The organism is Agromyces sp. Y782 (genome assembly GCF_059445405.1).
The window spans coordinates 507852-531983 of the sequence record NZ_JCAIUG010000001.1 but is presented as its reverse complement, the minus strand read 5'-3'; the positions used below and the strand labels follow the sequence as shown (position 1 = coordinate 531983).

21 protein-coding genes and 1 tRNA gene are annotated in these 24132 nt (G+C 67.6%); 13 read left to right on the top strand and 9 right to left on the bottom strand.

All coding sequences use genetic code 11. The features are described from left to right. Positions 1 to 68: 68 nt before the first annotated feature. From AC1C2S_RS02425 to AC1C2S_RS02415, 3 genes are read right to left on the bottom strand one after another with little or no spacing between them, the layout of a single operon-like run. Complete coding sequence (locus AC1C2S_RS02425) at positions 69 to 2135, bottom strand: acyltransferase family protein (protein WP_495350947.1); 2067 nt, start codon at positions 2133 to 2135, stop codon at positions 69 to 71. Beyond that, complete coding sequence (locus tag AC1C2S_RS02420) at positions 2132 to 3019, bottom strand: hypothetical protein (RefSeq protein ID WP_495350946.1); 888 nt, start codon at positions 3017 to 3019, stop codon at positions 2132 to 2134. Before AC1C2S_RS02420 ends, AC1C2S_RS02425 begins: the two co-directional genes overlap by 4 nt. Before the next feature lie 60 nt (positions 3020 to 3079). After that, positions 3080 to 4366, bottom strand: a complete 1287-nt coding sequence (locus AC1C2S_RS02415; protein WP_495350945.1) for a Coenzyme F420 hydrogenase/dehydrogenase, beta subunit C-terminal domain — start codon at positions 4364 to 4366, stop codon at positions 3080 to 3082. A 798-nt stretch (positions 4367 to 5164) separates the two neighbouring features. Here AC1C2S_RS02415 and AC1C2S_RS02410 point away from each other — a divergent pair. The 3 genes from AC1C2S_RS02410 (at position 5165) to AC1C2S_RS02400 (ending at position 8727) form a co-directional block, all read left to right on the top strand. After that, complete coding sequence (locus AC1C2S_RS02410) at positions 5165 to 6889, top strand: DUF4012 domain-containing protein (protein WP_495350944.1); 1725 nt, start codon at positions 5165 to 5167, stop codon at positions 6887 to 6889. An 82-nt stretch (positions 6890 to 6971) separates the two neighbouring features. Next, positions 6972 to 7463: a hypothetical protein gene (locus tag AC1C2S_RS02405; protein WP_495350943.1), complete on the top strand. Its 492-nt coding sequence runs from the start codon at positions 6972 to 6974 to the stop codon at positions 7461 to 7463. A gap of 121 nt (positions 7464 to 7584) precedes the next feature. Next, positions 7585 to 8727, top strand: coding sequence for a heparan-alpha-glucosaminide N-acetyltransferase domain-containing protein (locus AC1C2S_RS02400; protein WP_495350942.1), 1143 nt, complete (start codon positions 7585 to 7587; stop codon positions 8725 to 8727). Here the strand turns inward: AC1C2S_RS02400 and AC1C2S_RS02395 are convergent. Then, a complete protein-coding gene (locus AC1C2S_RS02395) occupies positions 8669 to 9169 on the bottom strand; it encodes a VanZ family protein (RefSeq protein ID WP_495350941.1) in 501 nt (166 codons plus the stop codon). The genes AC1C2S_RS02400 and AC1C2S_RS02395 overlap by 59 nt on opposite strands. Positions 9170 to 9330: 161 nt before the next feature. On the opposite strand from AC1C2S_RS02395, the gene AC1C2S_RS02390 reads away from it, so the two are divergent. The 3 genes from AC1C2S_RS02390 (at position 9331) to AC1C2S_RS02380 (ending at position 13142) form a co-directional block, all read left to right on the top strand. After that, positions 9331 to 9972, top strand: coding sequence for an LPXTG cell wall anchor domain-containing protein (locus AC1C2S_RS02390; protein WP_495350940.1), 642 nt, complete (start codon positions 9331 to 9333; stop codon positions 9970 to 9972). A 3-nt stretch (positions 9973 to 9975) separates the two neighbouring features. Further along, on the top strand, positions 9976 to 11727 hold the full coding sequence (locus AC1C2S_RS02385; protein WP_495350939.1) for a DUF4012 domain-containing protein: 1752 nt from the start codon (positions 9976 to 9978) through the stop codon (positions 11725 to 11727). A gap of 107 nt (positions 11728 to 11834) precedes the next feature. After that, positions 11835 to 13142 carry a UDP-glucose dehydrogenase family protein gene (locus tag AC1C2S_RS02380; protein ID WP_495350938.1) on the top strand — a complete coding sequence of 436 codons (1308 nt, stop codon included), beginning with the start codon at positions 11835 to 11837 and terminating at the stop codon, positions 13140 to 13142. Between the two features lie 59 nt (positions 13143 to 13201). Here AC1C2S_RS02380 and AC1C2S_RS02375 read toward each other — a convergent pair. The 3 genes from AC1C2S_RS02375 to AC1C2S_RS02365 all read right to left on the bottom strand — a co-directional run bounded on the left by AC1C2S_RS02375 (position 13202) and on the right by AC1C2S_RS02365 (position 17058). Next, a tRNA-Pro gene (locus tag AC1C2S_RS02375) sits at positions 13202 to 13275 on the bottom strand. Positions 13276 to 13381: 106 nt separating this feature from the next. Next, positions 13382 to 14398 (bottom strand): metallophosphoesterase, encoded by a 1017-nt coding sequence (locus AC1C2S_RS02370; RefSeq protein WP_495350937.1) that lies wholly within the window; start codon positions 14396 to 14398, stop codon positions 13382 to 13384. A gap of 14 nt (positions 14399 to 14412) precedes the next feature. After that, positions 14413 to 17058 (bottom strand): transglycosylase domain-containing protein, encoded by a 2646-nt coding sequence (locus tag AC1C2S_RS02365; protein WP_495350936.1) that lies wholly within the window; start codon positions 17056 to 17058, stop codon positions 14413 to 14415. 172 nt (positions 17059 to 17230) lie between these two features. On the opposite strand from AC1C2S_RS02365, the gene sp36 reads away from it, so the two are divergent. Continuing rightward, complete coding sequence (gene sp36, locus AC1C2S_RS02360; RefSeq protein ID WP_495350935.1) at positions 17231 to 17458, top strand: Sp36 family protein; 228 nt, start codon at positions 17231 to 17233, stop codon at positions 17456 to 17458. After that, positions 17458 to 17928: a RidA family protein gene (locus tag AC1C2S_RS02355; protein ID WP_495350934.1), complete on the top strand. Its 471-nt coding sequence runs from the start codon at positions 17458 to 17460 to the stop codon at positions 17926 to 17928. The genes sp36 and AC1C2S_RS02355 overlap by 1 nt, the downstream gene beginning before the upstream one ends. Before the next feature lie 86 nt (positions 17929 to 18014). On the opposite strand, the gene acs is transcribed toward AC1C2S_RS02355, so the two are convergent. Continuing rightward, complete coding sequence (gene acs / locus AC1C2S_RS02350; RefSeq protein WP_495350933.1) at positions 18015 to 19967, bottom strand: acetate--CoA ligase; 1953 nt, start codon at positions 19965 to 19967, stop codon at positions 18015 to 18017. Positions 19968 to 20434: 467 nt separating this feature from the next. Here acs and AC1C2S_RS02345 point away from each other — a divergent pair, with 467 nt between their 5' ends. The 5 genes from AC1C2S_RS02345 to AC1C2S_RS02325 are packed head-to-tail and all read left to right on the top strand — an operon-like array spanning position 20435 to position 23665. Continuing rightward, the gene (locus tag AC1C2S_RS02345; protein ID WP_495350932.1) at positions 20435 to 21577 is read left to right on the top strand and encodes a TadA family conjugal transfer-associated ATPase; all 1143 of its coding nucleotides are present in this window, start codon (positions 20435 to 20437) and stop codon (positions 21575 to 21577) included. An 8-nt stretch (positions 21578 to 21585) separates the two neighbouring features. After that, positions 21586 to 22587, top strand: a complete 1002-nt coding sequence (locus AC1C2S_RS02340; protein ID WP_495350931.1) for a type II secretion system F family protein — start codon at positions 21586 to 21588, stop codon at positions 22585 to 22587. Positions 22588 to 22645: 58 nt separating this feature from the next. After that, positions 22646 to 22885, top strand: coding sequence for a DUF4244 domain-containing protein (locus AC1C2S_RS02335; RefSeq protein ID WP_495350930.1), 240 nt, complete (start codon positions 22646 to 22648; stop codon positions 22883 to 22885). Between the two features lie 16 nt (positions 22886 to 22901). Next, a complete protein-coding gene (locus AC1C2S_RS02330) occupies positions 22902 to 23210 on the top strand; it encodes a TadE family type IV pilus minor pilin (protein WP_495350929.1) in 309 nt (102 codons plus the stop codon). A 20-nt stretch (positions 23211 to 23230) separates the two neighbouring features. Beyond that, positions 23231 to 23665 (top strand): Rv3654c family TadE-like protein, encoded by a 435-nt coding sequence (locus AC1C2S_RS02325; protein ID WP_495350928.1) that lies wholly within the window; start codon positions 23231 to 23233, stop codon positions 23663 to 23665. Between the two features lie 25 nt (positions 23666 to 23690). Here the strand turns inward: AC1C2S_RS02325 and AC1C2S_RS02320 are convergent, their stop codons facing one another. Next, entirely contained in the window at positions 23691 to 23927 is a 237-nt protein-coding gene (locus AC1C2S_RS02320) for a hypothetical protein (protein ID WP_495350927.1), read from the bottom strand. Positions 23928 to 24132 lie beyond the last annotated feature (205 nt).

Genomic DNA, 24132 nt, shown 5'->3' with positions numbered 1-24132 from the left:
TACCCTATCCGGCGTGATGGTCACAAGCGGCGAACGTTCGCCGTCGGTCGACACGGGCCCCTCAGACTTCACCATCCGACCACCTTGGAGATGGCTTCGCCGAAAGCGGGGGACAGCGCAGTCGCCCATTCCTCGGTGAGATGCGTGACGTCTCGGTACACCAGCACGTTTCCGATCACCGGGCCGCACCACCGGTTGGAGCAGAAGTGGTCGTTGAGGTCGACGTACGCGACACCGGTCGCTTCGACAGCCTCCTGTTCCGCGTCGGCCCACTCCCGGTCGAGTCCGTCCGTTCGGGCGATGCCGCACTCTCGCGTGGAATCGAGGTGACTCGAGAGGCATCGCGCCGGGTTCTCGGGGAGTTCGGGGGTATCTGCGAGCACCACGAGCTGAACCCGGGAGTCGACCTCGGCCCGGAGCTCCGCGATGCCGCGCGCCCATGCACGGTCACGACTCTCGTCGCCGACACCGGCAAGATCGTAGCTCGCCGAGCTCGCGACGATGACGAGATCGGGAAGTGTCCGGTTGATGCGCTCGATGACGGAGCTGCGCCAGTCATCGCACGCGTTGTACGGGTTCGACCTGCTCACGACCGTGACGACGACCGAGGGGCATCCGACCTTCGTGTGAGCTGCCAAGCCGAGGCCGGCACGATCGGCCCAACCGTCGGCGGCAGGGAACCAGTGCGCGGCATGGGAGTCGCCGAAGAGCACCACGGAGCGATCGGAGCCCGCGACGCCGAATGTGCAGTCGTTGACGGTGGTCGTCGATTCGTCGGCGATGTGACATCCGTTCCGATGGATCTCGGTCGTCGATGCCGAGGCCTGCAGCAGGGATGGCTCGAGGTTCGCGGGCACGAATGGAGTCGATCGTGGGGGGACCGTCGGATCGGTCACCGTCACGGTCTCATCCGTGGCGAGCGCCGTAGGCATGACGATCGGGCGCAGTGCCAGCGCGCCGACGACGAGTGCGGCGGAGATGGCCAGGCCCGCAGCGATGACGAGGCCCGGCCGTGCGCTCGAGAACAGAGGCCCGCGTCTCGCGGGTTCCTCGACGAACCGATACGTCACGTCGGCAAGGCCGATCGCTCCCGCGATGAGGGCGATCCGCACCCAGACCGGGAGCTCCGAGCGGAGCCCGATTGCGGCCTGCGGGATGACGAGTGCCGGCCAATGCCAGAGGTAGAGGGAATACGAGATGCGACCGAAGTACTGCATCGGCGCGAGACCGAGGATCCGTTGCGGCATCGTCAACTGTCGTTGCCCTCCGAACAGGAGGACCAGCGCCGTGCCGATCACTGGGACGGAAGCGATGTACCCGGGGAACCAGGTCTGGTCGTCGAACAGAACGGCCGCTCCGAAGATCGCTGCGAGGCCGACCCACATGAAGGAAGCGCTGACAGCGGGGCGACACCGCTGTACGCGCTGGTTGGTCGCGAGAAGGGCCGCCAGCCCGCCGACGCCGAGTTCCCACGCGCGGGTGGGCAATGAGAAGAACGCCCACGGCTGCGAGCGAGCGGTCATCACGATGCACAAGACGAAGGACGCAGCAACGGCGATCGCCAGGAGCCACCAGACGGTTCGCCTCGAACGCCGGGAAACCCACCAGATGAAGACCAGGAACAGTGGCCAGAACAGGTAGAACTGCTCCTCGACGCCGAGCGACCAGTAATGCTGAAACGGAAGCGGAGCAGTTTCGGCGAGGTAGTCGGTGCCCTCGACCGCCAGATAGAGATTGGGGACGTAAGCTGCGGTGGCCGCGGCCATCGTCAGGACGTCGTTCCAGGTCAACGGAGGCATCCAGAGCAGGGCGGCGATGGTCGTCACGATGAGCACGACGAAAGACGCCGGGAGGATCCGTCGCATTCGGCGGCTGTAGAAGCCGGCGAACCCGATTCGTCCGTTGGTCGTGAGCCGAGTGAACAGGTGGCCCGTGATGAGGAATCCGGAGATCACGAAGAAGACGTCTACCCCGACGTAACCGCCTTTGAGAATTCCGAGGTCGAGGTGGTCGACGACGACCAGCAGCACCGCGACGGCACGCAGCCCTTGTATATCCGGACGGAACCGTTCCCCACGGACAGGCGTATCAGTACCGCTGGGCGATCGTTCAGGTGAACGGATCGCTCCCGTCAACGCAACGCCTCCGCGGCCAGGTAGAGCCCATCGACCATCGGTTCGATTCGTTGCGAAACGCGCTGTCCATGTTCGGCAGCCCGGTCGATGCGTACCGAGGTCCGAGCATCGGAACGGAGCAGGTCCGACCAGCGCACGATGGAGACGGGGGCACCGACCGACTCCAGGTAGTCGCGATACTTGTAGCCGGGCGCGGTCGCCGGATCGTCGGAGAAGGTGATCAGCTCCACGGGTGTGCCGACGGCGTGGGCGACGATCGTGCCGTGCAGTCCCGAGCACGCGACGAAGTCCGCGGCGGCGATCCGGTGCACCATCTCGAGGGGATGCGTATTGGGAAGTGCGACGTCGTATCCGGCGTTGCGGAGTTCGGTGATCTTTCGACGAGAGCGTTTCGACGCGAACGCTGAGAAGTGGGCGATCAGGAGGCGCCTGCCCGACCGGCGGAGCCGTTCGGGGCGGAGGTTGCGTGCGAGGAGACCCGGGTCGCCGAGTGGGGTGTCCGCTGGAAGACCCAGATGATCTCGCGAGTTCGGACCGCGCACGGCGAGAATCTTCGGCGTCACGCGGGCCTTCTCCTCCGCAGTGAGAACGGCATCGTGAATCCCCATGCCCCAGATCGCCCCGACGCCACCCTCACGGGCGTAGTGCACGATATTCGATCCGATGACGTTGACGTCCTCTTTGCCGAATGGCGCCCACACGACCTTGCGACCGGTCGCGTCCTCGAGTACGAAGGGGGCGAGTTCATCGCCGAAGTTCGTGAGGGAGTGGCCGGGAGAGTTCGCAAGAAGGTACGCCCATCCGGTTGAGCGGTGCCGAGCTTCCACCGCCAGCGACCGCAGACTTCGCCCGGGTGCGAACCAATTGCACGTGATCGTCGCCAATTCATTCCCCTCGTTCGGTCCGACGCCGTGCCTCCACTGCGACCACGCGTTCTCTCGCCGTCATCTGCTGAGCCGCAGCACCTTCCGAGCGACGTACTTCAGAATCCCCATGGGCCCTCGTTGGAGCGCTTCCGTACGTTGATACCTTCCGATGGCGGAGCGCATCGGTCCGAGGTACAGCGAGAGATCACCCGCAGCCTTTGCCGCCCCGAACGCATCGAACGAGAGGCGCGACAATTGCCGACGGCGACGGATGAGACGCTGCCGTCCACGGCTGACTCCGTCCGTGCCCGGGCGTACCCGCTTGGTCGGCACGCTGAGCCCGGCGGCCTGATCGTCGGCAAGGCGGACACGGAGACCGATTCGTCGGTGGCGGAAGTTCCCGGCCTGCGATCGGGCTGCCTGCTCGACGGTCAGATCCTCGAGCATCACGGACCCCGCCGCCTCCGCGCTGCGGAAAATCTCGCCCGCTCGTTCGTCACGGATCACGACGACGTTCGTGCCGCGCCACTCGGGCTCGTACTGGGTCAGCCAGGCATCGCCGAAGACCACGTCGGCGGTCTCGGCGAAGACGTCATCGCAGAAGTTGCATGCCTCCGGTTGGAATGCTGCGTATCCCCAGGAGCCGTCGATCGCGGAGCCGACCGGTTTGACGACGCGCTCGCCGCTCCGCGAAACGGCCGCGTAGTCGTAGCGATTCGCGGGGCGTGCGGGGTTCTTCACACGAAAGTCGATCGTGTCCAAGTCGTCGGGAGCGACCCCTCCCTGCCAGGCGAGGGACTCCGCGAAGAACGTCCCCTTCAGGTGCCCGCAGACGATGCCCACGTAGAAGTCGACCCGCTCACCGACCTCTGGCATCTCGCCTGCGAGCAACCGCATCGCCTTGACGAAGCACGGCACTCCAACGACCGCGTATCGAAGTCCCGGTTCCAGTGCGGCACCGACCTCCGCGAGCGTGGTCGCCGCGTACGCGGACTTCCGGTTGGCGTTGAGGTCGTCAAGGCTCGACGAGATCACGTACTCGAAGTGGGCCGGTCCCGGCCCGCGACCGACGTGCAGCACCGCATCCACGATGTCCCTCTCCAAGAGGCCGGCGAGAAGGACCGTCGTGAGTCCGCCTGAGCTGCTGCCGAGAACCGAATCGTCGTCGGTGATACGACCGGCGAAGACCGCCGAGTGACGACCGATTCGGTCGTCGCTTCGGAGTTCGCCGAACCGATCTTCAGCGAGCTCGTCCTCGTTCCGCGCTGCATCCGAGAATGGGCACACGCGCGTCGCGCGAGCGAGTTGTTCTGAGCTGGCATCGCCGAGATCGGCCTGATACATGCCGCGCGTGCCCAGTGTCACAGGAATAGCGCCATGAGTACGGATTGAGCACGCGCCGCACCCGACGCACATGCCGCGCTCCACTACCTGCTCAATGCCGTGCCCTCCGACCTTCTGCGTAGTCAAGAGCAGTCCGATCGCGTCAGGCCGGGATGGTGGCGGGACTCGGGACGACAGCTTTATGAGGGGTGGCGATCTGCCACGAATCTTCCACCCGTCTTGCAGACCTGTAGATCGCGGTCTCCGTGCCACCCATGGCGCCAACCCCCCAATTTCGCCCATGCGCCGCAGACCACGCGTTCATTGATTGGCCAGTGGCGATGGCCATACCTTACGGCACCGGCGAAGAAGCGCGCGACCCCACGAGGGACGCTGTGTTGCCGGAGACCGTCGACGAGCTTGTTCCCAAGCGCGGCCGAGAGGCCGGCCGGTCATCGTGGCCGACGAGGATGCGTGCGGCATTCGGATGCAGCGGAACGGGAGCGTTGAGGGTGGCGGGCGGAATTCCGCCGAAGATTGGTTACGCTACTGATCGTGACGCCGTCATCCGGGGGTTCGGAGTCGTCGAGTCGGAACCATGGGGATGGGGCATCCGATCGGCGCTCTGAGTCGAGCCGTTCGGACAGTTCGAGTTCGGGTTCGGGTCGATCCCACGGATCGAGTTCCGGTTCGGGTCGTTCACACGGTGGCGGCTCCACATCGGGGTCGAGCTCCAGCTCCGGCTCTGGCCGCTCGCACCATCACCACGGCTCGAGTAGGAAGCGCAAACAGAAGCGGCGCCGACGCATCATTCTCTGGTCGATCATCGGTGTTGCGGCCGTGGTCGTCTTCGTCGTCGCCTGGGTCGGCATCCGGGCGTTCCTCGCCAAGGGTGAGCTCGAAGCGGCGGTGCCGCTCGCACAGGCGGCCCAGAAGCACTTGGTCGAAGGCGACGCCGAGGCTGCGCAGAAGGCGGCCGACGAACTGGCCGAGCACGCGGCATCCGCTGCCTCGTTGACGGGCGACCCGATTTGGCGCGTCGTCGAGATACTGCCGTTCGTGGGCCCGAATCTCGAGGTGATGCGGGTGATGGCAGCATCTGTCGATCGCGTCGCGAGCGATGCGGTCGTGCCGCTCGCATCGGCGGCCGGATCCATCGACCTCGCGACCTTCGCTCCGGCGGGTGGCGCCTTGAACCTGCAGCCGATGATCGACATGCAGCAGCCGGTGCATGAGGCCCGGGCCGCGTTCGGCAGCGCATCGGCCGCACTCGCGGCCGACGGCGTGGCATCCGCTGCGGTCATCGGCCCGCTCGCCGACGCGCGCGACGAACTCACGGCGCTGATCGACGAGACCGGTGCGATCGTCGGCGGGCTCGACCGTGCCGTGCAGCTGCTCCCGGCGATGCTCGGCGGCGACGGGCCGCGCGACACGCTGCTGCTCTTCCAGAACAATGCCGAGCTGCGCTCGAGCGGCGGCATCCCGGGTGCGCTCGCGCTCGTGCATGCCGAGGGCGGCGCCGTGTGGATGACCCAGCAGGCCGCGGCCAGCGATTTCCCGAAGTACACGCCGCCGGTCGTCGAACTGCCCGTCGAGACGAGGGCGCTCTGGGGTGACAACACCGCCAGCTACATGCAAGACGTCAACTTCACCCCCCAGTTCCCGCTGACGGCGACGATCGCCAGAGAGATGTGGAAGCGCAAGTTCGGCACCGAGGTGCAGAGCGTCGTCGCCGTCGACCCCGTGATGCTCAGCTACCTGCTGCGCGCGACCGGCCCGGTCACGATCGGCACGGGCGACGTGCTCACGAGCGAGAACGCCGTGCAGTTCCTGCTGCGCGCCGTCTACGAGCGATACCCGGTCAGCGAGCAGGACGCGATCTTCGCGGACGCCGCATCGACCGTGTTCTCAGCGCTCACCGCTGGCGGCGCCGACCCCCGCACATTGATCGAGGCGTTCGCGCAAGCGGGGGAGGAGCGCCGCATCCTCATCTGGAACGCCGACGTCGAAGAACAGGCTCTGCTGAGTGACACCACGCTCGCCGGCGCCCTCCCGACGAGCACCGCTGCTGAGCAGGTCTTCGGCGTCTACCTGAACGACATGACCGGCTCGAAGATGGATGCGTACCTCGACGTGAAGATGGGCGTCGGCACCGTGACCTGCCGGAACGACGGCCTACCGCTGTACGAAGTGCACGTCACCCTCACGAATACGGCGCCGGCGGATGCTGCGACGTCGCTGCCCGGCTACGTCACGGGTGGCGGTGAATACGGCACCCCGCCCGGCGACATCACGACCTCGGTGCACGTCTACAGTGCGCTCGGCACCTACAACCTCGGAGTGAAGCTCGCCGGAGAGCCGGCCGCCTACCATCCGACCTCTGACTCGGGATACACGCTGAGCAAGGTGGTCTCGCATCTCGCGCCAGGGCAGAGCGCCGAGTATCGGTTCGGATTCCTCGGGGGTGAGGCAGGTGAGAAGGAGCCGCGCATTGTAGCAACGCCATTGGTCAAAGTACCAGGGGTGATAGGGGTCGCGCTTTCCTGTGAATCTGCCGTATGGTAGTGCTCGTGTTGTTCGGACGGGGAACAACCACGCTATGGGCCTTTGCGAAGACTCGTGATGCATGATGAGGGGTAACGCAATTATGATTCGGAAGATTCTTGCGACGGTCGCGATCGCGGCAGTTGCACTCATCGCGGCACCTGCTGCCGCAACCGCGGCCGGTTATACCGGCCAGGGCACGAACGTGACGCTCACGGTCGGCGAAGTCGGCACGATGACGTTCAGCGGGCTGCCCGCCAGTACACCATCGACCGCGAGCGCCGACGATGCCGTGACACTCGGCATCATCAAGGCGGCGACGGCCACCAGACCGACGGATGCAGCAGGCACCGTTTCATACAGCGTCTCGTCGAACGCGGTGGGCACGTACACCGTCACGGTGACGGCGGGCCAGTACGTCGCGACCGGTACGTTGACGGTCGTGCCTGCTGACTCCGCGAGTGATACCGGTGGAATCGCCGACACCGGTGTCGATCCGATGCTCTGGATCTGGATCGCCGGTGGGGCATTGCTCCTCGGTGCAGCACTGGTCATAGTGCTCACCACAGTGCGCCGCGCACGCAGCGAGAACTGACCGAAGCCGACGCGGCCGAGAAAGACCCGCCTGCATCGATGGGCCGAGTCGGCGGAGTTCCCGAACTGATCGATGAGCTCGGGAGCTGCCGACTCGGCCATCGGTGCGCCAAAGTGGCTTCATGAGCCGATCGGTGCAAGTGGTGCGCAAGCCCGATGGTTCGACGATGCCGCCCCGCATCGACGCGGTCGACGCAGCCAGGGGGCTCGCCCTCATCGGCATGTTCGTCGCGCACGTCGCGCCCATCGCAGCATCCGCTGATCTCGATGCGCTCATCGCAATCGCCGACGAACGTCCTCGGCTACTGTTCGCACTGACGGCGGGAATGGGCCTGGCGTTCATCTCTGGCGGCACACGACCGATCACGACCGGCCGGGGCGGGCTCCGCCGCCAGATCGCGATCAGGGCGGTGATTCTCATCGCCCTCGGTCTGCTCATCGCCATCACCCTGCACCCGCTCGTCTTCATCATCCTCGACGTGTACGGCGTCGCGTTCTTGCTGATGCTGCCGTTCCTCTTCCTGCCGCCGCGCGTGGCGTTGACCGCGGGCATCGCCCTGCTCGCGGTCATGCCCGCTCTCGCCGAGATCGCGAGCGCCACCGACACGGTTCTCGAGCTGCAATCCGGACCGCTCGCGATCGTGGTCGACTGGGTGGTGAGCGGTGCCTACCCCGTCGTGGTCTGGATCCCCGTGATGTTGATCGGGCTCGCACTCGCCCGCCTCGACCTCAATTCACCGCGCGTCGTGACGGTCGCCGCGCTCGCGGGCACCACGGCGGCGGCCGTGCTCCTGCCGATCGTCGCCCTGATGCCGGGTGGTGACGCCGCGGCATCCGCACCGCTCGCCGGCAGTGCAGCCGGCGAGCCGGACCCGTGGATCTCGGCGTGGCGCACCTCGCTCGAGGCCGTCGGCAACGTCGGCGTCGGCGTGCTCGTCGTTGCCGGGATGCTGCTGCTCACCTCGTTCGCGCGTGCGCCGGTGCGCCGAATCGCCGCAGCCGTGCTCTCGCCGATCACGGCGATGGGGTCCATGCCGCTCAGCGTATACACGCTGCATCTCGTGGTGATCGCGGCGTCGGTGCGCGTCGAGAACGGCTACTACACCGACGACTCCGTCGGGCTGCTCATCGGCCTGATCTTCGGCTCGATGCTGTTCGCCTGGCTCTGGCGACGCTATCTCGGTCGTGGCCCGCTCGAACGGATGCTCAGGTGGGCGAGCGGTCGGAGCCGAGCGGATGCCGCGCGCGCACCCACCACAGAATGATCACGAGTCCGAGCGCCGTGCCGGCCGTGTTCGCGATCACATCGGAGACGGTGGGGAAGCGTGACGGGATCGCGATCTGGATGAGTTCGATGCTGACGCTCGTGAGAGCGCCAGCGGCGAGCACGGCCCACCACGAGAGGGCGGGGAAGGCGATCGCAACCAGCACTCCGAAGGGCACGAACAGCACGACGTTCGCGAGGAACTCGAACACGACGGCGCTCACCTCCCGTGGAGCACCGAACGAGGCGAGAACATCGGCGGCCCAGCCTACGATGCCGGTGATACGTCCGGCGTCGCGGGCCGGTAGGAAGACGATGAGGCCGAGGACGACGAGGTAGGACGCGAGGATCCACCGCGAGAGCCGAACCGCGCGAGCGCTGTTCGGCGTGACATCGGTAAGCCCGTCGCGCTCGTGCCGGGATGCGAGTTCATTCGGATCCATCAGTTCAGGCTAGCGAGACGAACACGACCGTGTTGATGCGCCGCTCGACTGCCGCGTTCTTGACCCCTCAACTGGGCGCAGACGAGGCCGCGCGACCGCGCGTAGACTCCGAGCGTTACCCGACCACAACCCGTTCACCACCCGAACCCACGGAGGCACCCGTGCTCCGCAAAGTTGCCGTAATCGCACTGGTGGCGGCGTTCCTCGCCGTCCCCACCGCGGCCTACGCAGAACAGTACCCGCCGACGACCCCACCCGCCGACCCCACGCTCGCGGGGTCTGCGGTCACCGGCATTTGCGATGGCGACGTTCCCTATATCGGCTACACCGTCAACCTGATCGACCCGAACAATCAGTCCACCGGCAACACCGCGACGCTCGTGCTGAGCGACGGTTCGAACTCGCACGAGATCCCGCTCGGCACCCTCGTCAACGGTTCGCTCACCGGCCGCGTGCTCTGGCCGGGTGCTTCGGTGGATCCCCCCGGATGGCCCGGCTGGGATTACATCGACGGCTCATGGGTGGAGATCCCGGGCAACTTCGCCTGGACGCGAAGCCTCACGAGTGCCACGATCACGGTGAACCCGTCGATCTCGGTGCCATTGTCGTACCCGCCGTCCACCCCGAGTTGCGCGACTGGCCCGTCGGGCGGAGGCTCCGGCTCCGCACCGGTGGTCGAGAACACCGCGATGCTGAGCGAGACCGGTGTCTCCGACGCCACGTTCACGATCGCCTTCGGCGCCCTCGGGCTTATGGTCATCGGCGGCGTCGTGCTGTTGGCTCGCCGGCTCGTGAAGCGGTAACCCGTGGCATCGGCCGCATCAACGGCCGGACGCGGCCGACGCGTCGCGATCTGGATCGCAGTGGTGACCCTGGGGCTGCTCGTCGGCGTGGTCGTCTGGATCGGCATCCGAGGCTGGCTCGCGAGCACGGAGCTCGCGGCCGCCGTGCCGCTCGCAGCGCAGATCCAGCACGACATCGGTGCCGCCGACGCAGCCGCGGCCTCGAGCAACGCGGCATTGCTCGCCGAGCACGCATCGTCGGCGACCGAGCTCACGAGCGATCCGATCTGGCGTGCGGCCGAATCGGTGCCCTGGGCGGGTACAAACCTCTCGGCGGTGCGCGGACTGTCGAGCGAACTCGATCGGGTCGCATCGCGAGTCATCGTGCCGCTCGCCGCGACCGTGGGATCGATCGACGCGACATCGCTGCGTTCCGCAGACGGCCGCATCGACCTGGCCCCGTTGATCGAAGCCCGGCCCGTCGTCAGCGACGCGGCCGAAGCTCTCGACGAGGCATCCGCACGTGTGAATGCGATCGATGCCGGCGCACTCGTCGGGCCGATCGCCGAAGCGACTGGCGAGTTCGCCGGCGCCCTCGGAACGGCCTCCGATGCGATGGCGACGCTCGATCGAGCCATTCGGATCCTGCCGGAGATGCTCGGCGCCGATGGACCGCGCAACTATCTCATCCTCTTCCAGAACAGTGCAGAGCTGCGTACCGGCGGGGGCATCATCGGGGCGCTCGCGCTCGTGCACACCGAAGACGGCGTGATCTCGCTCGCCGCGCAGGCGGCCTCGAGCGATGTGCAGCACCTGAGCGAGCCGTTGCTGACGCTTCCGGAAGCCGATGCCGCGCTGTTCGGCGATCAACTCGGCACGTACATCCAGAATGTCACGGCGACCCCCGATTTCTCGGTGAGTGGCCGGCTGGCCGCCGCGATGTGGGCACGGGACCACGGCACGGTGGTCGACGGCGTCATCGCCGTCGACCCGGTCGGGCTCAGCTATGTGCTCGGTGCCACCGGTCCGGTCACCCTCGCCGGTGGCAGCGTACTGAGCGAAGGTGACGCCGTGCAGTCATTGCTCGTCGACACCTACGTACGTCTCGACGACGAGGCCGCACAAGACGACTACTTCGCATCGGCCGCAGCCGGGGTCTTCCAGGCGATCTCTTCGGGCAGCACCGACCCCGTCGCCCTCATCTCGGCGGTCACCCGCGTCGCCGAGGAGCACCGGATCGCGATCTGGAGTGCTCACGACGACGAACAGGCGGTACTCGCCGACACGACGCTCGCCGGCATGCAGGCCACGCAGACCTCGCTCGGAGACCAGGCGTATGCGGTGTACCTGAACGATCGGTCCGGCGGCAAGATGGACGCGTACCTCGACGTCGGGGCGAACGTCGAGGTCGCCGACACCCGGAGCGACGGGCGCTCTGAGATCGAGGTGACGGTGACCATGACGAGCACCGCGCCGGGAGACGCGGCCGTCTCCTTGCCCCACCGCACCACCAACGGAGGCAGGTTCGGAGTGCCCCCGGGCGTGGTTGCGACGAACGTCGCAGTGTATTCACCGGTAGGTGCGTTCGATGCCGGCGTCGTCGTCGATGGCGTCGACGTGGGGTATCAATCGGTGGCTGCCGACGGGCGCATCGCCAACAACGTCGGAGTCGACCTCCAACCCGGACAGGTCACCACGGTCGTCTACCGATTCGTCTCGGCCGAGCCCGGTCAACGGATGCCGCTGGTCTTCACGACGCCGCTGATGACGGGCTGATCGCTGCGTCGGTTCGGCGTTGCGCCGGTTCGGCATGGCGCCGGTTCGGCACGGCGCGCATCGCGTGCGGCAGAATGGAACCCGTTCGCTCGAAACGAAGGAATGGCATGCGCATCTCGGTCATCGGCTGCGGCTATCTTGGCGCGGTCCACGCTTCCGCTATGGCAGAACTCGGCCACGACGTCGTCGGCATCGACGTCGACCCAGGCAAGATCGCGGCGCTCGCGTCGGGACGCCCGCCGTTCTACGAGCCCGGCCTGCCCGAGATCCTCACCTCGGCCTCTGCGAGCGGACGGCTGCGGTTCAGCAGCGACATCGCGGATGCCGCTGACGCCGAGGTGCACTTCCTCGCCGTCGGCACGCCTCAGTCGAGCGAAACCGGGGCCGCCGATGTCTCGTTCGTCGATGCGGCGTTCCGAGGACTGCTGCCGCATCTCGCTTCGGGTTCGCTCGTCGTCGGCAAGAGCACGGTGCCGGTCGGCACCGCGACCCGGCTCGCGACGTGGCTCGCCGCCGAAACTCCTCACGCGAGCCTCGCCTGGAACCCCGAGTTCCTGCGCGAAGGCTTCGCGGTGAAAGACACGCTCTCGCCCGACCGCTTGGTCTACGGCGTCGGCGAGGGCGACGACAACGCGGTATCCGTGCTCGATCACGTCTACCGGGCCGCGATCGAAGCCGGCACGCCCCGCATCGTCACCGACTACGCGACCGCCGAGCTCGTCAAGGTCGCCGCCAACGCGTTCCTCGCCACGAAGATCAGCTTCATCAACGCGATGTCGGAGATCGCCGATGCGACCGGAGCGGATGTCACGGCACTCGCCGACGCCATCGGCCACGACGCTCGCATCGGCCGGCGCTTCCTGAATGCCGGCCTCGGATTCGGAGGGGGCTGCCTGCCCAAGGACATCCGCGGATTCACCGCTCGGGCCGCTGAGCTCGGTCTCGGCGACACCCTCGCGTTCCTCACCGAGGTCGACGCGATCAACATGCGGCAACGCCGGCGTGTCGTCGATCTCGCTTCGGCCGACCTCGGAGGTTCTGTCGAGGGCAAGAAGATCGCGGTGCTCGGGGTCACGTTCAAGCCCGACTCCGATGACGTTCGCGACTCGCCGGCGCTCGACATCGCCGCGCACTTGCGAGAGCGAGGCGCTGTCGTGACCGCGACCGACCCCGAGGGCATCGCGAATGCGCGCGCCAAATGGCCTGAGCTCTCATATGCCGCGACGACCCGCGAAGCGCTGTTCGGTGCCGAGCTGGTCATCCTCGCCACCGAATGGAGCGAGTACCGCACGCTGGATCCCGAGGCCGTGGGCCGGCTCGTGGGGGAGCGGCGCATCATCGACGGGCGCAATGTGCTCGATCCAGCTGCATGGCGTGCGGCCGGGTGGCACTATCGCGGACTCGGACGCCCCTGACACCGCGGGCTCGCCGATGCATGCGGAAACCCCCTCCCGGAGGAGGGGGTTTCACCCGGTCGGGGTGACAGGATTTGAACCTGCGACCTCGTCGTCCCGAACGACGCGCGCTACCAAGCTGCGCCACACCCCGGGGTGACCCTTGCGGGCCTCAACAAGAATAGCCGATAAATGGCGCTCGCCCGACCAGGTTCGGCGCGGTCACGATGCCGGATGCGCGGCGGGTTCGCACCCCGGTGTCACTCCGTCGGTACGAGAGTGAGCAGTGTCGCCTCCGGCGGGCACGCGAACCGCACCGGTGCGTAGATCGAGGTTCCGAGCCCGGCTGAGACGTTGAGGAACGCCGCACGGAAGCCGTGTCGCCAGACGCTGAGCCCCTTGACCTGGTCGCGCGGGATGTCGCAGTTCGTGACGAGCGCTCCGAAGCCCGGCACGCACACCTGCCCGCCATGCGTGTGTCCGGCGAGCATGAGCTGCGCGCCATGGTTCACGAACGAGTTCAGTACCCGCTGGTACGGCGCGTGGGTCACACCGACCGTAACGGTGGGGCGAAGGCCGGTGGCGCCGCCTCGAGCTTGTCGAAGGGATCCCTCGTCGGGCCAGGTCTCGTCGCCGAGCGGGTCATCAGCGCGCAACTCGTCGATCGCCGCCGTGATGAGGTCGAGCCGGTCGTATCCCTTGTGCGGGTCGTCGACACCGAAGAACTCGAAGTGCGTGCCGCGGAGGTCCAGGGCGGCCGCGGTGTTGTCGAGGTCGTTCCACCCGAGTTCGGCGAAGTACGCGTGCAGTTCGTCGATATCGAGCCGTTCCACCTTGGAGAGCCGCTCGGCATTGGAGCTGAGCCGCGACGGGCCGATGAAATACCCGAACGGATTCTTCAGCTGTGGTCCGAAGTAGTCGTTCGAACCGTTGACGAAGACACCCGGGATGCCCCGGAACGGCTCGAATGCCCGGCGGATTCCCTCGACGCCTCGAACATGGCCGAGGTTGTCGCCGGTATCGACGATGAGGTCGGGCTCGAGCTCGGCGAGGCGTCGCACCCACTCCTGCTTGTCACGCTGCCACGGAGCCATGTGCAAGTCGGAGAGGTGCAGTACGCGGATGGGCTCGGCGCCCGGCGGCAGCACCGGGACATCCACTCGCCTGAGGGTCCATCTGGTGCGCTCGACGAGTGTGCCCCACGCGAGCGCGGCGGCCCCCGTCGCGGCGACGGCGATCGCGATCGCCGCAACGGGGGACGTTCGAGCTGTTGTCACGGGTGGATCGCCGACTAACCGTTGCCGGGAGGGTTGTCGCCCCCGCCGCCCCCGGCGAGCTTTCCGACGGTGATCGTGACCTGGTCGCCAGGCTTCGCCGAACCGCCTCCTGCCGGGTTCTGCGAGATCACCACGCCGACCTTCGTTGGATCGGTGGTGTCCTCGTTCTGGCGCTTCACCTTGAGCCCGGCCTGTTTGAGGGCCGCCTCGGCCTGATCGCCGGACATGCCGACGACGTTCGGTACGCCGGTCATCGAACCGTTGCTCGTGAACACTCGAATGGTCGTGCCCTTTCCGGCCTGACCCGAAGGGTCGGTTCCGGTCACGGTGCCGGCAGGCAGGTTCGAGTCCTGCTGACCGCCGTCTTCGTACACGAAGCCGGCAGCCTCGAGGGCCTGCTTGGCCGCGTCTGGTGCGAGGCCGGCGACCTGCGGAACATCGACGAGCACCTGCTTGAACGCCGACGGGTCGGGATCGGGGAACGCGTCACCACCGTACTTGTTGTCGGCCAAGGTCATGATCTTCTTCCACATGCGGTGGCGGGCGGTCGCCGCGGCGCCGCTGTCGAAGCTCAGCTGACGGAGGTTCGCGTGGCCGGTGACGTTGCCGACCCAGACGGCCGTTGCGACGCGGGTCGACGCGCCGTTCATCCACGTGCCCTCGTTGTTGTCGGTCGTTCCGGTCTTGCCGATGTGCGGCACGCCGGTGCCGGTGTTCGACGCGCTCGCAGTACCGTTGAAGGTTTGCGCCATGGCGTACCCCATCGCGTGTGCGACGTCAGGAGTGACCGACTGCGGGCACGCCGTCTGCGGTACCTCCTCGTCGACGCCCTTGCTGTTGACGATGCGAGCGATCGCGATCGGAGAACAAGTCGCACCGTTGTTGGCGACGCCCGCGAAGGCAGCCGCCATGCTGAGCGGCGAGACCTCTTCGGTGCCGAGAATGGCGCTCGGACTGAACACATCCCCCTCGGTCGCCTGCCGCGTGCCGTCGGCATTGAACAATGGAGCGCCGGTCTCGTCGTCGTAGGCGGGCTTCTGGCCGAGGTCGAGGCCGTCGGCTCGCCGAACGCCGAAGGCCTGCGCGGTGTCCTTGATCTTGCAGAGATCGAGCTGCTGACCCATGGCGACGAACGCGGTGTTCACCGAGTACTTCGTGGCGTCGACTGCGTTGTTCGCACCCTGGCCGTCATCGTTCTTCGGGTTGAAGCTTCCGGTCCACCCTCCGTAACAGGCTGCGGGGAAGGAAGTGAAGGTGCGTCGGGCGCCGTTGAACGACTCACGTAGGGAATGGCCCTCGTTCAGCCACTCCGCCAGCGTGAACACCTTGAACGTCGACCCCGGCTGGAAGCCGAGCGACCCACCGTGTTCGTAGTCGGTGCTGTAGTTGATCGAACTGTAATCGCCGGCGCTCGCCTCGATGACCTCGGGATCCTGCGTGTACTTCTTGTTCTGCGCCATGGCGAGGATCTTGCCCGTGCCGACTTCAACGCTCACTGCGACCGATCCGACGTCGAATCTGGAGTCGGTGAACGGTACATTCTCGGCCATAGCACCCTCGGCCTCGCCCTGCAGCTCGAGGTCGAGGGTCGTGTAGATGTCGAGCCCGCCCTTCTGCAGCATGCGCGAGCCTTCGTTGACGTCGGTCGTCGCGGGGTCGTCGTACTCGGTCTTGATGACCCAGGTCACGTAGTCGCAGAAATATGCGGAGCCACCGGCACTCTGGCAGCCCGTGCTGCCTTCGTGGATCGCCGGCGCGACCGGAGTCGCCACCGCGGCGTCGTACTCCTCTTGGGTGATCTTCTGGAGCTTCAACATCTCGCCGAGGATGTAGTCGCGACGCTCCTTGTTCGCGGCGTACGGCACCGGTTCGCCCTCGTCGTTGACCGTGGCAGCGCCGTTCGTCTCGCTCTCGGGGTAGTCGAGGCGGAACTTCTCGGGGTTGTTCACGATCGCGATGAGGCTCGCGGCCTGCGGCAACGTCAGGTTGGCCGCCGAAGTGTCGGCGAAGTAGTAGCGAGCGGCTGCTTCGATACCGTACACGCGCCCACCGAAGTGCGCGATATTCAAGTAGCTGCGAAGGATGTCGTCTTTCGGGTACTTCTTCTCGATCGCGATGGCGTACCGCATCTCTTTGAGCTTGCGATCGATCGTGGTCTCGGTTGCGGCCTCGTAGGCGGCTTCTTCTTCTTCGGGGGTCGTTGCCTCCGAGATGCCGTCTTGGATCAGCACGTTCTTCACATACTGCTGGGTGATCGACGACCCACCCTGAGTGTTGCCCTTCAGCACGGTGTTCAGCGCACCGCGCACGGTACCTTGCACGTCGATGCCGCCGTGTTCGTAGAACCGGGGGTCCTCGCCAGCGACTGCGGCGTCTTTCACGTACTGCGAGATGGCTTCCCACGGTACTTCTTCGCGGTTCTGGTCGTAGAACGACGCGAGCGCGAACGGGGTGCCATCGGAGTTGGTCGCGTAGATCGTCGACTTCTGCGCAAGATCATCGATCTCGAGGTACCCGGGCAGGTTCTCGAACATCGAGATGCTGTTGTTCGCGGCCATGCCGGTGACAGCGAGAGCCGGAGTCACGGCGACCGTGACGAGCACGCCGGCGAGAGCGCTCATGCCGACGAAGCCGAGGATTCCGGCACCGACGTCGCTCATCGTACGTTTTTGGGCAGACATATAGTGGAGCTTAACGGAGAATGCTGGCAAATCCCGCTATGCAGGCACTGTGCCGTTTCGTGGCGCAGGCGCGCCGATGCCCGCGAATCCCGTACTTCGTTCGACATTTCCGAGAATGCGCGTCATCCACGCGACAGAGAGACAGGAACCCATGACGACCTGGGAGTACATCACCACTCCGCTGCTGATCCACAACACGGCGGCGATCCTGAACAACTGGGGGTCGGAGGGCTGGGAGCTCGTGCAGATCGTGCAGGGCCCCGAGGGTGGGCTCGTCGCCTACTTGAAGCGCCCAGTCGGTGGGGAGTCGTCTTCCGCGGCATCCGCCGGAGCCGCCGCTTCTGCGCTGGCCGCCAAGCAGTTCGAGGGCGAAGCCTGATGGCTGCCATCGAGGCTCGCCTGGCCGAGCTCGGCATCGAACTGCCCGAGGTCGCGCCGCCCGTCGCCGCCTACGTGCCCGCGGTCGTCACGGGCTCCCACGTGTACACCTCGGGACAGCTGCCCTTCACAGCCGGTGCCCTGCCCGCCACCGGCAAGGTCGGCGACGGCCACGGGTTGGTGCCCGCAGACGACGCGAAGGAGTATGCCCGCACGGCGGCGCTCAACGCGCTCGCGGCCGTGCGCGCCGAGCTCGGTTCACTCGACCGGGTCACCCGCATCGTGAAGCTCGTCGGCTTCGTGGCATCCGACCCCGCTTTCACCGGCCAGCCGGGTGTCATCAACGGTGCGTCGGAGGTGCTCGGCGAGATCTTCGGCGAGCCCGGCCGTCACGCCCGGTCGGCGGTGGGTGTCGCGGTGCTGCCGCTCGACTCGCCGGTCGAACTCGAGCTCGTCGTCGAATTCGCGTAGCCGACCGAACAACACAACGAACGACGGATGCCGCGTCGGGAGCGATCCCGCCGCGGCATCCGTCGTTCGTGAAGTACGATCGGGCGCTACTTCACCTGCTCGCTGATGACCTGCATGATCGAGGTGTCGGCGAGCGTCGTCGTGTCGCCGATCTCGCGGCCCTCGGCGAGGTCGCGCAGCAGCCGCCGCATGATCTTGCCGGAGCGCGTCTTCGGCAGCTCGTTGACGATGAACACCTGGCGGGGGCGGGCGATCGCGCCGATCTGCAGGGCGACGTGCTTGCGCAGTTCATCGCTCGCCGCGGCGATGTCGGTGACCTGGTCGGCCTGACTCGTCTTCAGGATGACGAACGCGACGACCGCCTGGCCCGTGGCCTCGTCGGAGGCGCCGACCACGGCGGCCTCCGCCGTCCACGGGTGGGCGACGAGCGACGACTCGATCTCGGCGGTCGAGAGACGGTGGCCCGACACGTTCATGACGTCGTCGACCCGACCGAGCAGCCAGATGTCGCCGTCTTCGTCGCGGCGGGCGCCATCGCCGGCGAAGTACGTGTCGCCGAACTTCTCCCAGTACGTCTCTTTGAAGCGCTCGGGGTCGCCCCAGATGCCGCGCAGCATCGACGGCCACGGCTCGGTGATCGTGAGGAGGCCCCCGCCTTCGCCTTCGATCGGCGTGCCGTCGTCGTTGACGATGTCGATCGAGATGCCGGGGATCGCCACTTGCGCCGAGCCGGGCTTCAGATCGGTGATGCCCGGCAGGGCCGAGATCATGATCGCGCCGGTCTCGGTCTGCCACCATGTATCGACCACGGGGATCGAGCCGCCGCCGATGACGTGGCGGTACCAGATCCAGGCCTCGGGGTTGATCGGCTCGCCGACCGAGCCGAGAAGGCGGAGCGAGCGCACGTTGAAGTCGCGCACGACGTCGCGCCCCTGCTTCATGAAGGAGCGAATGGCGGTAGGTGCCGTGTAGAGGATCGAGACCTGGTACTTCTCGACGATCTCCCACCAGCGCCCGGGGTGGGGAGTGTCGGGGGTGCCCTCGTAGAGCACCTGGGTGGCGCCGTTCGCGAGCGGGCCGTAGACGACGTAGGAGTGGCCCGTGATCCAGCCGACGTCGGCGGTGCACCAGAACACGTCGCGTTCGGGGTGCAGGTCGAACACGTTCTTGTGCGTGAATGCGGTCTGCGTGAGGTACCCGCCCGACGTGTGCAGAATGCCCTTCGGGTTGCCGGTGGTTCCCGAGGTGTAGAGGATGAACAGCGGGTGCTCCGCGTTGAAGGGCTGCGCCACGTGTTCGGCGTCGACCGCCGCGAGCTGCTCGCTCCACCACACGTCGCGGCCCTCGGTCCACGCGACGTCGCCGCCCGTGCGGTTGACGACCAGCACCGAGCGCACGGTGGTCTCGGCCGCCTCGATGGCCTCGTCGACGGTCGGCTTCAGCGGGAACGCCTTGCCCTTGCGGTAGCCGCCGTCCGCCGTGATGACGACCTCGGCCTGCGCGTCGTCGATGCGGGACTGCAGGCTCTTCGACGAGAACCCGCCGAAGACGACCGAGTGCACGGCGCCGATGCGTGCGCAGGCGAGCATCGCGACGACGGCCTCGGGGATCATCGGCAGGTAGATCGCGACGCGGTCGCCGTCGTTCACACCGAGCGCGAGCAATGCGTTCGCAGCGCGCTTGACCTCTGCGGTCAGCTCGGCGTAGGTGATGGCGCGGCTGTCGCCGGGTTCGCCCTCGAAGTGGAGGGCGACGCGGTCGCCGAGCCCTGCCTCCACATGGCGGTCGAGGCAGTTGTAGGCGACGTTCAACTCGCCGTCGTGGAACCATTTGGCGAACGGCGGGTTCGACCAGTCGAGGGTCTGGGTGAAGGGCGTGCTCCAGGTGAGGAGATCGCGAGCCTGCTCGGCCCAGAAGCCGAGTCGGTCGGCTGCTGCCTCCTCGTACAGACGCTCGTCGGCGACGGATTGGGCGGCGAACTCAGGGCTCGGGCGGAATCGCCTGATCTCCTCGAGCGCGTGATCGATCTGAATGGTCATGGTTCTTCAGTCGCTCCTTCACGAGTGCTTCTTCGATGGGTCGCCTGCCCCACGGAGCACACTACCCGCCGCTCGGAGCAGGAGCGGAATCGCTTCGTCGCGTAGCGTCGCAGTGGACTTCCACGGCCGATTGGCGCGCCTTCCTGTGGGCAAGCGCAGAGAATTCTGTGTGTCGGCACAAATGAGGACAAAAAATGCTTGCGCATCTTTCTGCAGGCCGTATGCTGATTACCGCCCGGACACTCGTTTCGTGGCCTGCAGCGCTCGTGATTCCCCCCAATCCTTGCGCTGCCGAGGCGGCACCTGTTCCCCCCAATGGGTGCCGCCCCCTTTTCGTTAAAGGGGTATCGCGATTTCGGCGGTGCCTGCGGGTCGAGTCCTCCTCCACAACGGCGTGGGGGAGGCTCTTTCCATACCTGCGGTGCAGCGGATGCCGCTGAGCCACCGCTGCTCCATACGCTCGCGATATGAGTACTCCCTTCGTAGCGACGCCCTCATGGCAGCGCGAGCCGCGAGTGTCGTCTGCGGCGCAACAGGCGTTCGCGCCGCACGACACCGTCACGCCGCCTCGCGCGGTCGAGGCTGGTTCAGCATCGTCGGGTACGGGGCAGACGTTGCGGCCAGTCGGGGGTTCCCTCCGCAGACCCGCTTCCAGTGGGTCCACCGCCAGCACCGCCACCGACCGTACCGCCGACCTCTCGATGCTCGGGCCGCTCGAGAGCTTCGCTTCAGATGGGCCGGTGACCGATCTCTTCGTCAATGGAGAGCGCGGCCTCTGGATCGACCGCGGCGCGGGTGCCGAGCACGAGCCCGATTGGGTCGCCGACGAAGCCGAGGTGCGTGCCCTCGCGATGCGGCTCATCGCCCGCGGCGGCCGGCACATCGACGAAGCGACGCCCGCCGTCGATGTGCGGCTGGGTCGCGGCATCCGAGTCCATGCGGTGCTTCCGCCGGTGTCGGCGACCGGCACGGCGATCTCGGTGCGTGTTCCACGAGCCGGGGGGTTCTCGCTCGCCGCGCTCGCACGAGCCGGCATGGTCGACGCGACGCACGAGACGATGCTGCGAGAAGCAGTCGCCGCCCGCAAGAACCTGCTGGTGACGGGGGCAGGCGGCACGGGCAAAACCACTCTGCTGGCGGCACTGCTCGCTGAGGCTCCCGAACGAGAGCGCCTCGTCATCATCGAAGACGTCGCCGAGCTGCAGGTCGAGCACCCGCACGTCGTCTCGCTCGAGGCGCGGCAGGCGAATCTCGAGGGAGCCGGCAGCGTCGGCCTCGACGCGCTCCTCCGCGAGGCGCTGCGCATGCGCCCCGACCGGCTCATCGTCGGAGAATGCCGTGGCGCGGAGCTGCGGGAGCTCCTCGCCGCGCTCAACACCGGCCACGACGGCGGTGCCGGCACGCTGCATGCGAACTCGCTCGCCGATGTTCCGGCCCGGCTCGAGGCGCTCGGGTCGATCGCGGGCCTCTCGCCTGACGCGCTTGCCCGGCAGACGGTGAGCGCGTTCGACCTGGTGCTGCATCTCGAACGCATCGACGGCAGGCGGCGTCTCGCGCAGATGGGGCGGTTCGAGCTCCGCGGCGACCGACTCGTCGTCGAGGCGATGTGAGCGAGCGGATGCCGCGCGCGACCCGACTGCGTGAACGCATCGCCCGTCTCCGCCGGCGCCCCGATCCCGCGGCAGAGGTCGATGCGATCGCCGCCGTCACCGAGCGACTCGCGGTGCTGCTCGCAGCCGGGGTGCCGGCATCGAGTGCGTGGACCCATATCGGTGCCGATTCCGATGCCGGTTCCGAACCCGATTCCGCCGCTGGTTCCGACGCTCTGGTGCTTGTCGCGGTCGCGGCTGCGGCGCGGAACGGCGAGCCCGTGGCACCGGCCATCGCGTCAGCGCGCAACGCGCATCCCGAGGCATCCGCCGCATGGCCGGTACTGGCTGCCGCCTGGGCGGTCGCAGCCGAATCCGGGGCGCCCCTCGCCGGGAGCCTGCGGGAGCTCGCAGCGGTGCTGCGCGATGAGGCGCAACTGCGTCGCGAGGTGCGCACGGCGCTCGCCGGACCCGAGGCGAGCGCCCGTCTCGTCATGGCGCTGCCGGCGATCGCGGTCGTGTTCGGCGCGACGCTCGGGTTCGACACGCTGGGCGTGCTGTTCGGCAATCCGGTCGGGCTCGTCTGTCTCGGGCTCGGGCTGTCGTGCCTGTGGGGCGGTCACCGCTGGAACGCCGCGCTCGCCACGCGAGCAGGTCGTTCGCGCGTCGACGCCGGTCTCGAACTCGAGCTGCTCGCCATCGCGATGTCGAGCGGGGTCTCGATCGACCTCGCTCGTGGCCTCGCCCGTCGTTCGATCGAGCAGCACGTGCCGCACGCGGGTGACGGCGCCGAAGTCGAAGCGGTGCTCGGTCTCGCGGCCAGAGCCGGGGCGCCGGTCGCCGAGCTCCTGCGGGCCGAGGCGTTTCGACTGCGTCGAGCCTCCCGCTCGGCGGGGGCGGAGCGGGCGGCCGCACTCGGGGTGCGCCTCATGCTTCCGCTCGGGCTCTGCGTGCTGCCGGCCTTCGTGCTGCTCGGCGTCGCGCCGCTCATGATCTCGGTCATCACGGGCACCCTCGGCGGTGCCGTATGACCCGACCCGACTCGTGCCACCCGACTGCCGGCCCGCCGGCACCACTGGAAGGAACACCATGCCCGAACACTCCATCGCCGACCGCGCTCGAGGGCAGGAGAGGCCGAACCTCGCTCGCCGGGTCGCCCGTCTCGTTGCCCGCCGCCTCGCGGGCGAACGCGGCGCGGCGACGGCCGAGTACGCCGTGGCCACCATGGCAGCCGTCGGATTCGCAGGCCTCCTCGTCATCATCCTGCGCGGTGACGAGGTGCGCGGCATCCTCACCGATCTCGTGCGGAATGCGCTCACGGTCGGCTGACGGCGAGCGCGGCGGCGTGACCGCGGAATTCGCGGTCGCGCTGCCCGCCATCGCGCTGGTGCTGGCCGCGTGCCTCGCCTCGGTGCAGCTCGTCGCCCAGCAGGTGCGATTGACGGATGCCGCGGCCGACGCAGCCCGAGCGCTCGGGCGAGGCGAGTCCGATGGGGCGGCGGGCGCCATCGCCGACCGGATCTCGGGCGGCGCAGAGCTCTCGGTCGCAACTGACGGTCAGTTCGTCTGTGCGACGCTTCACACTTCGGGCGCAGGGCTCCTCGCCGCTATCGAGCTGCGCGCAGAGTCTTGCGCCGTGACGGGCGGGCGGTGATGGGCGCGGCGGCGGGGGAGGTGGCGGGCACGGCTGCTCGCGCAGGGCGGCGAGCCGCGCACCGACGTGCCGGCACGGGCGAGGAGTCCGGCACGGGCGAGGAGTCCGGCGCGGCATCCGTGCTCGCCCTCGGAATCATCGGGGCGGTGACCGCACTCACCATCGCGTTCGTCGGAATGCTCGGCATCTTCGTCGTGTCGCAGCGGGCGGTGAATGCCGCGGATGCCGCGGCGCTCGCTGCGGCCGACGCGGTCTCGGGTGCCGTGGCGGGTGTGCCCTGTCAGCTCGCCGCCGCCGTCGCGGCCCGAAACGGCGGCGAACTCGGGGCGTGCGAGAGCGATGGCGCGGTGGCATCCGTCACCGTCACCATCGCAGCGATGCCGGGATTCGAACTCGTCGCCTCGGCCCGCGCCGGTCCCCCGGGATGGCCGGGGCCGCCGGCCTCGCCGGACTGAGTCGGCAACGACTCCGGAGCAGGGATCAGTCGAAGACGGTCTCGATGAAGCGGTACTCGACGGCGCTCGGACGATCGTCGTCAGATGCCGCGAACTCGAGGCCCGCCCCACGCGAGTACACGTAATGCTTGCCCTGGTCGGCGTTCAACTCGAGCCGCGGGCGCGGATCGCCCGAATCGAGGAAGGCGGTGGCCACCGTCTTGCCCTCGAGCGGTCCGTCGATCAGCTTCGCCGTGTACGAGCCCGTCGTTGAGGTGTCCATGAGGCCAATTCTCCTCAACCGCGGACGATCCGCAAGGGGTGGACGCGCCCTCGTCGCGACGGCCCGACGCGCACCGAGTACGCGTCCTCCCGGCTGATATGTGTATGGTGTGGCTGTCGGCGCAGCATTCGCCGGCTGATGGCACACCGCTCGGGGGCGCGGCATTCAATGTGCGTTCTCGTCTCAATCGTAAACAAAGAGGAGT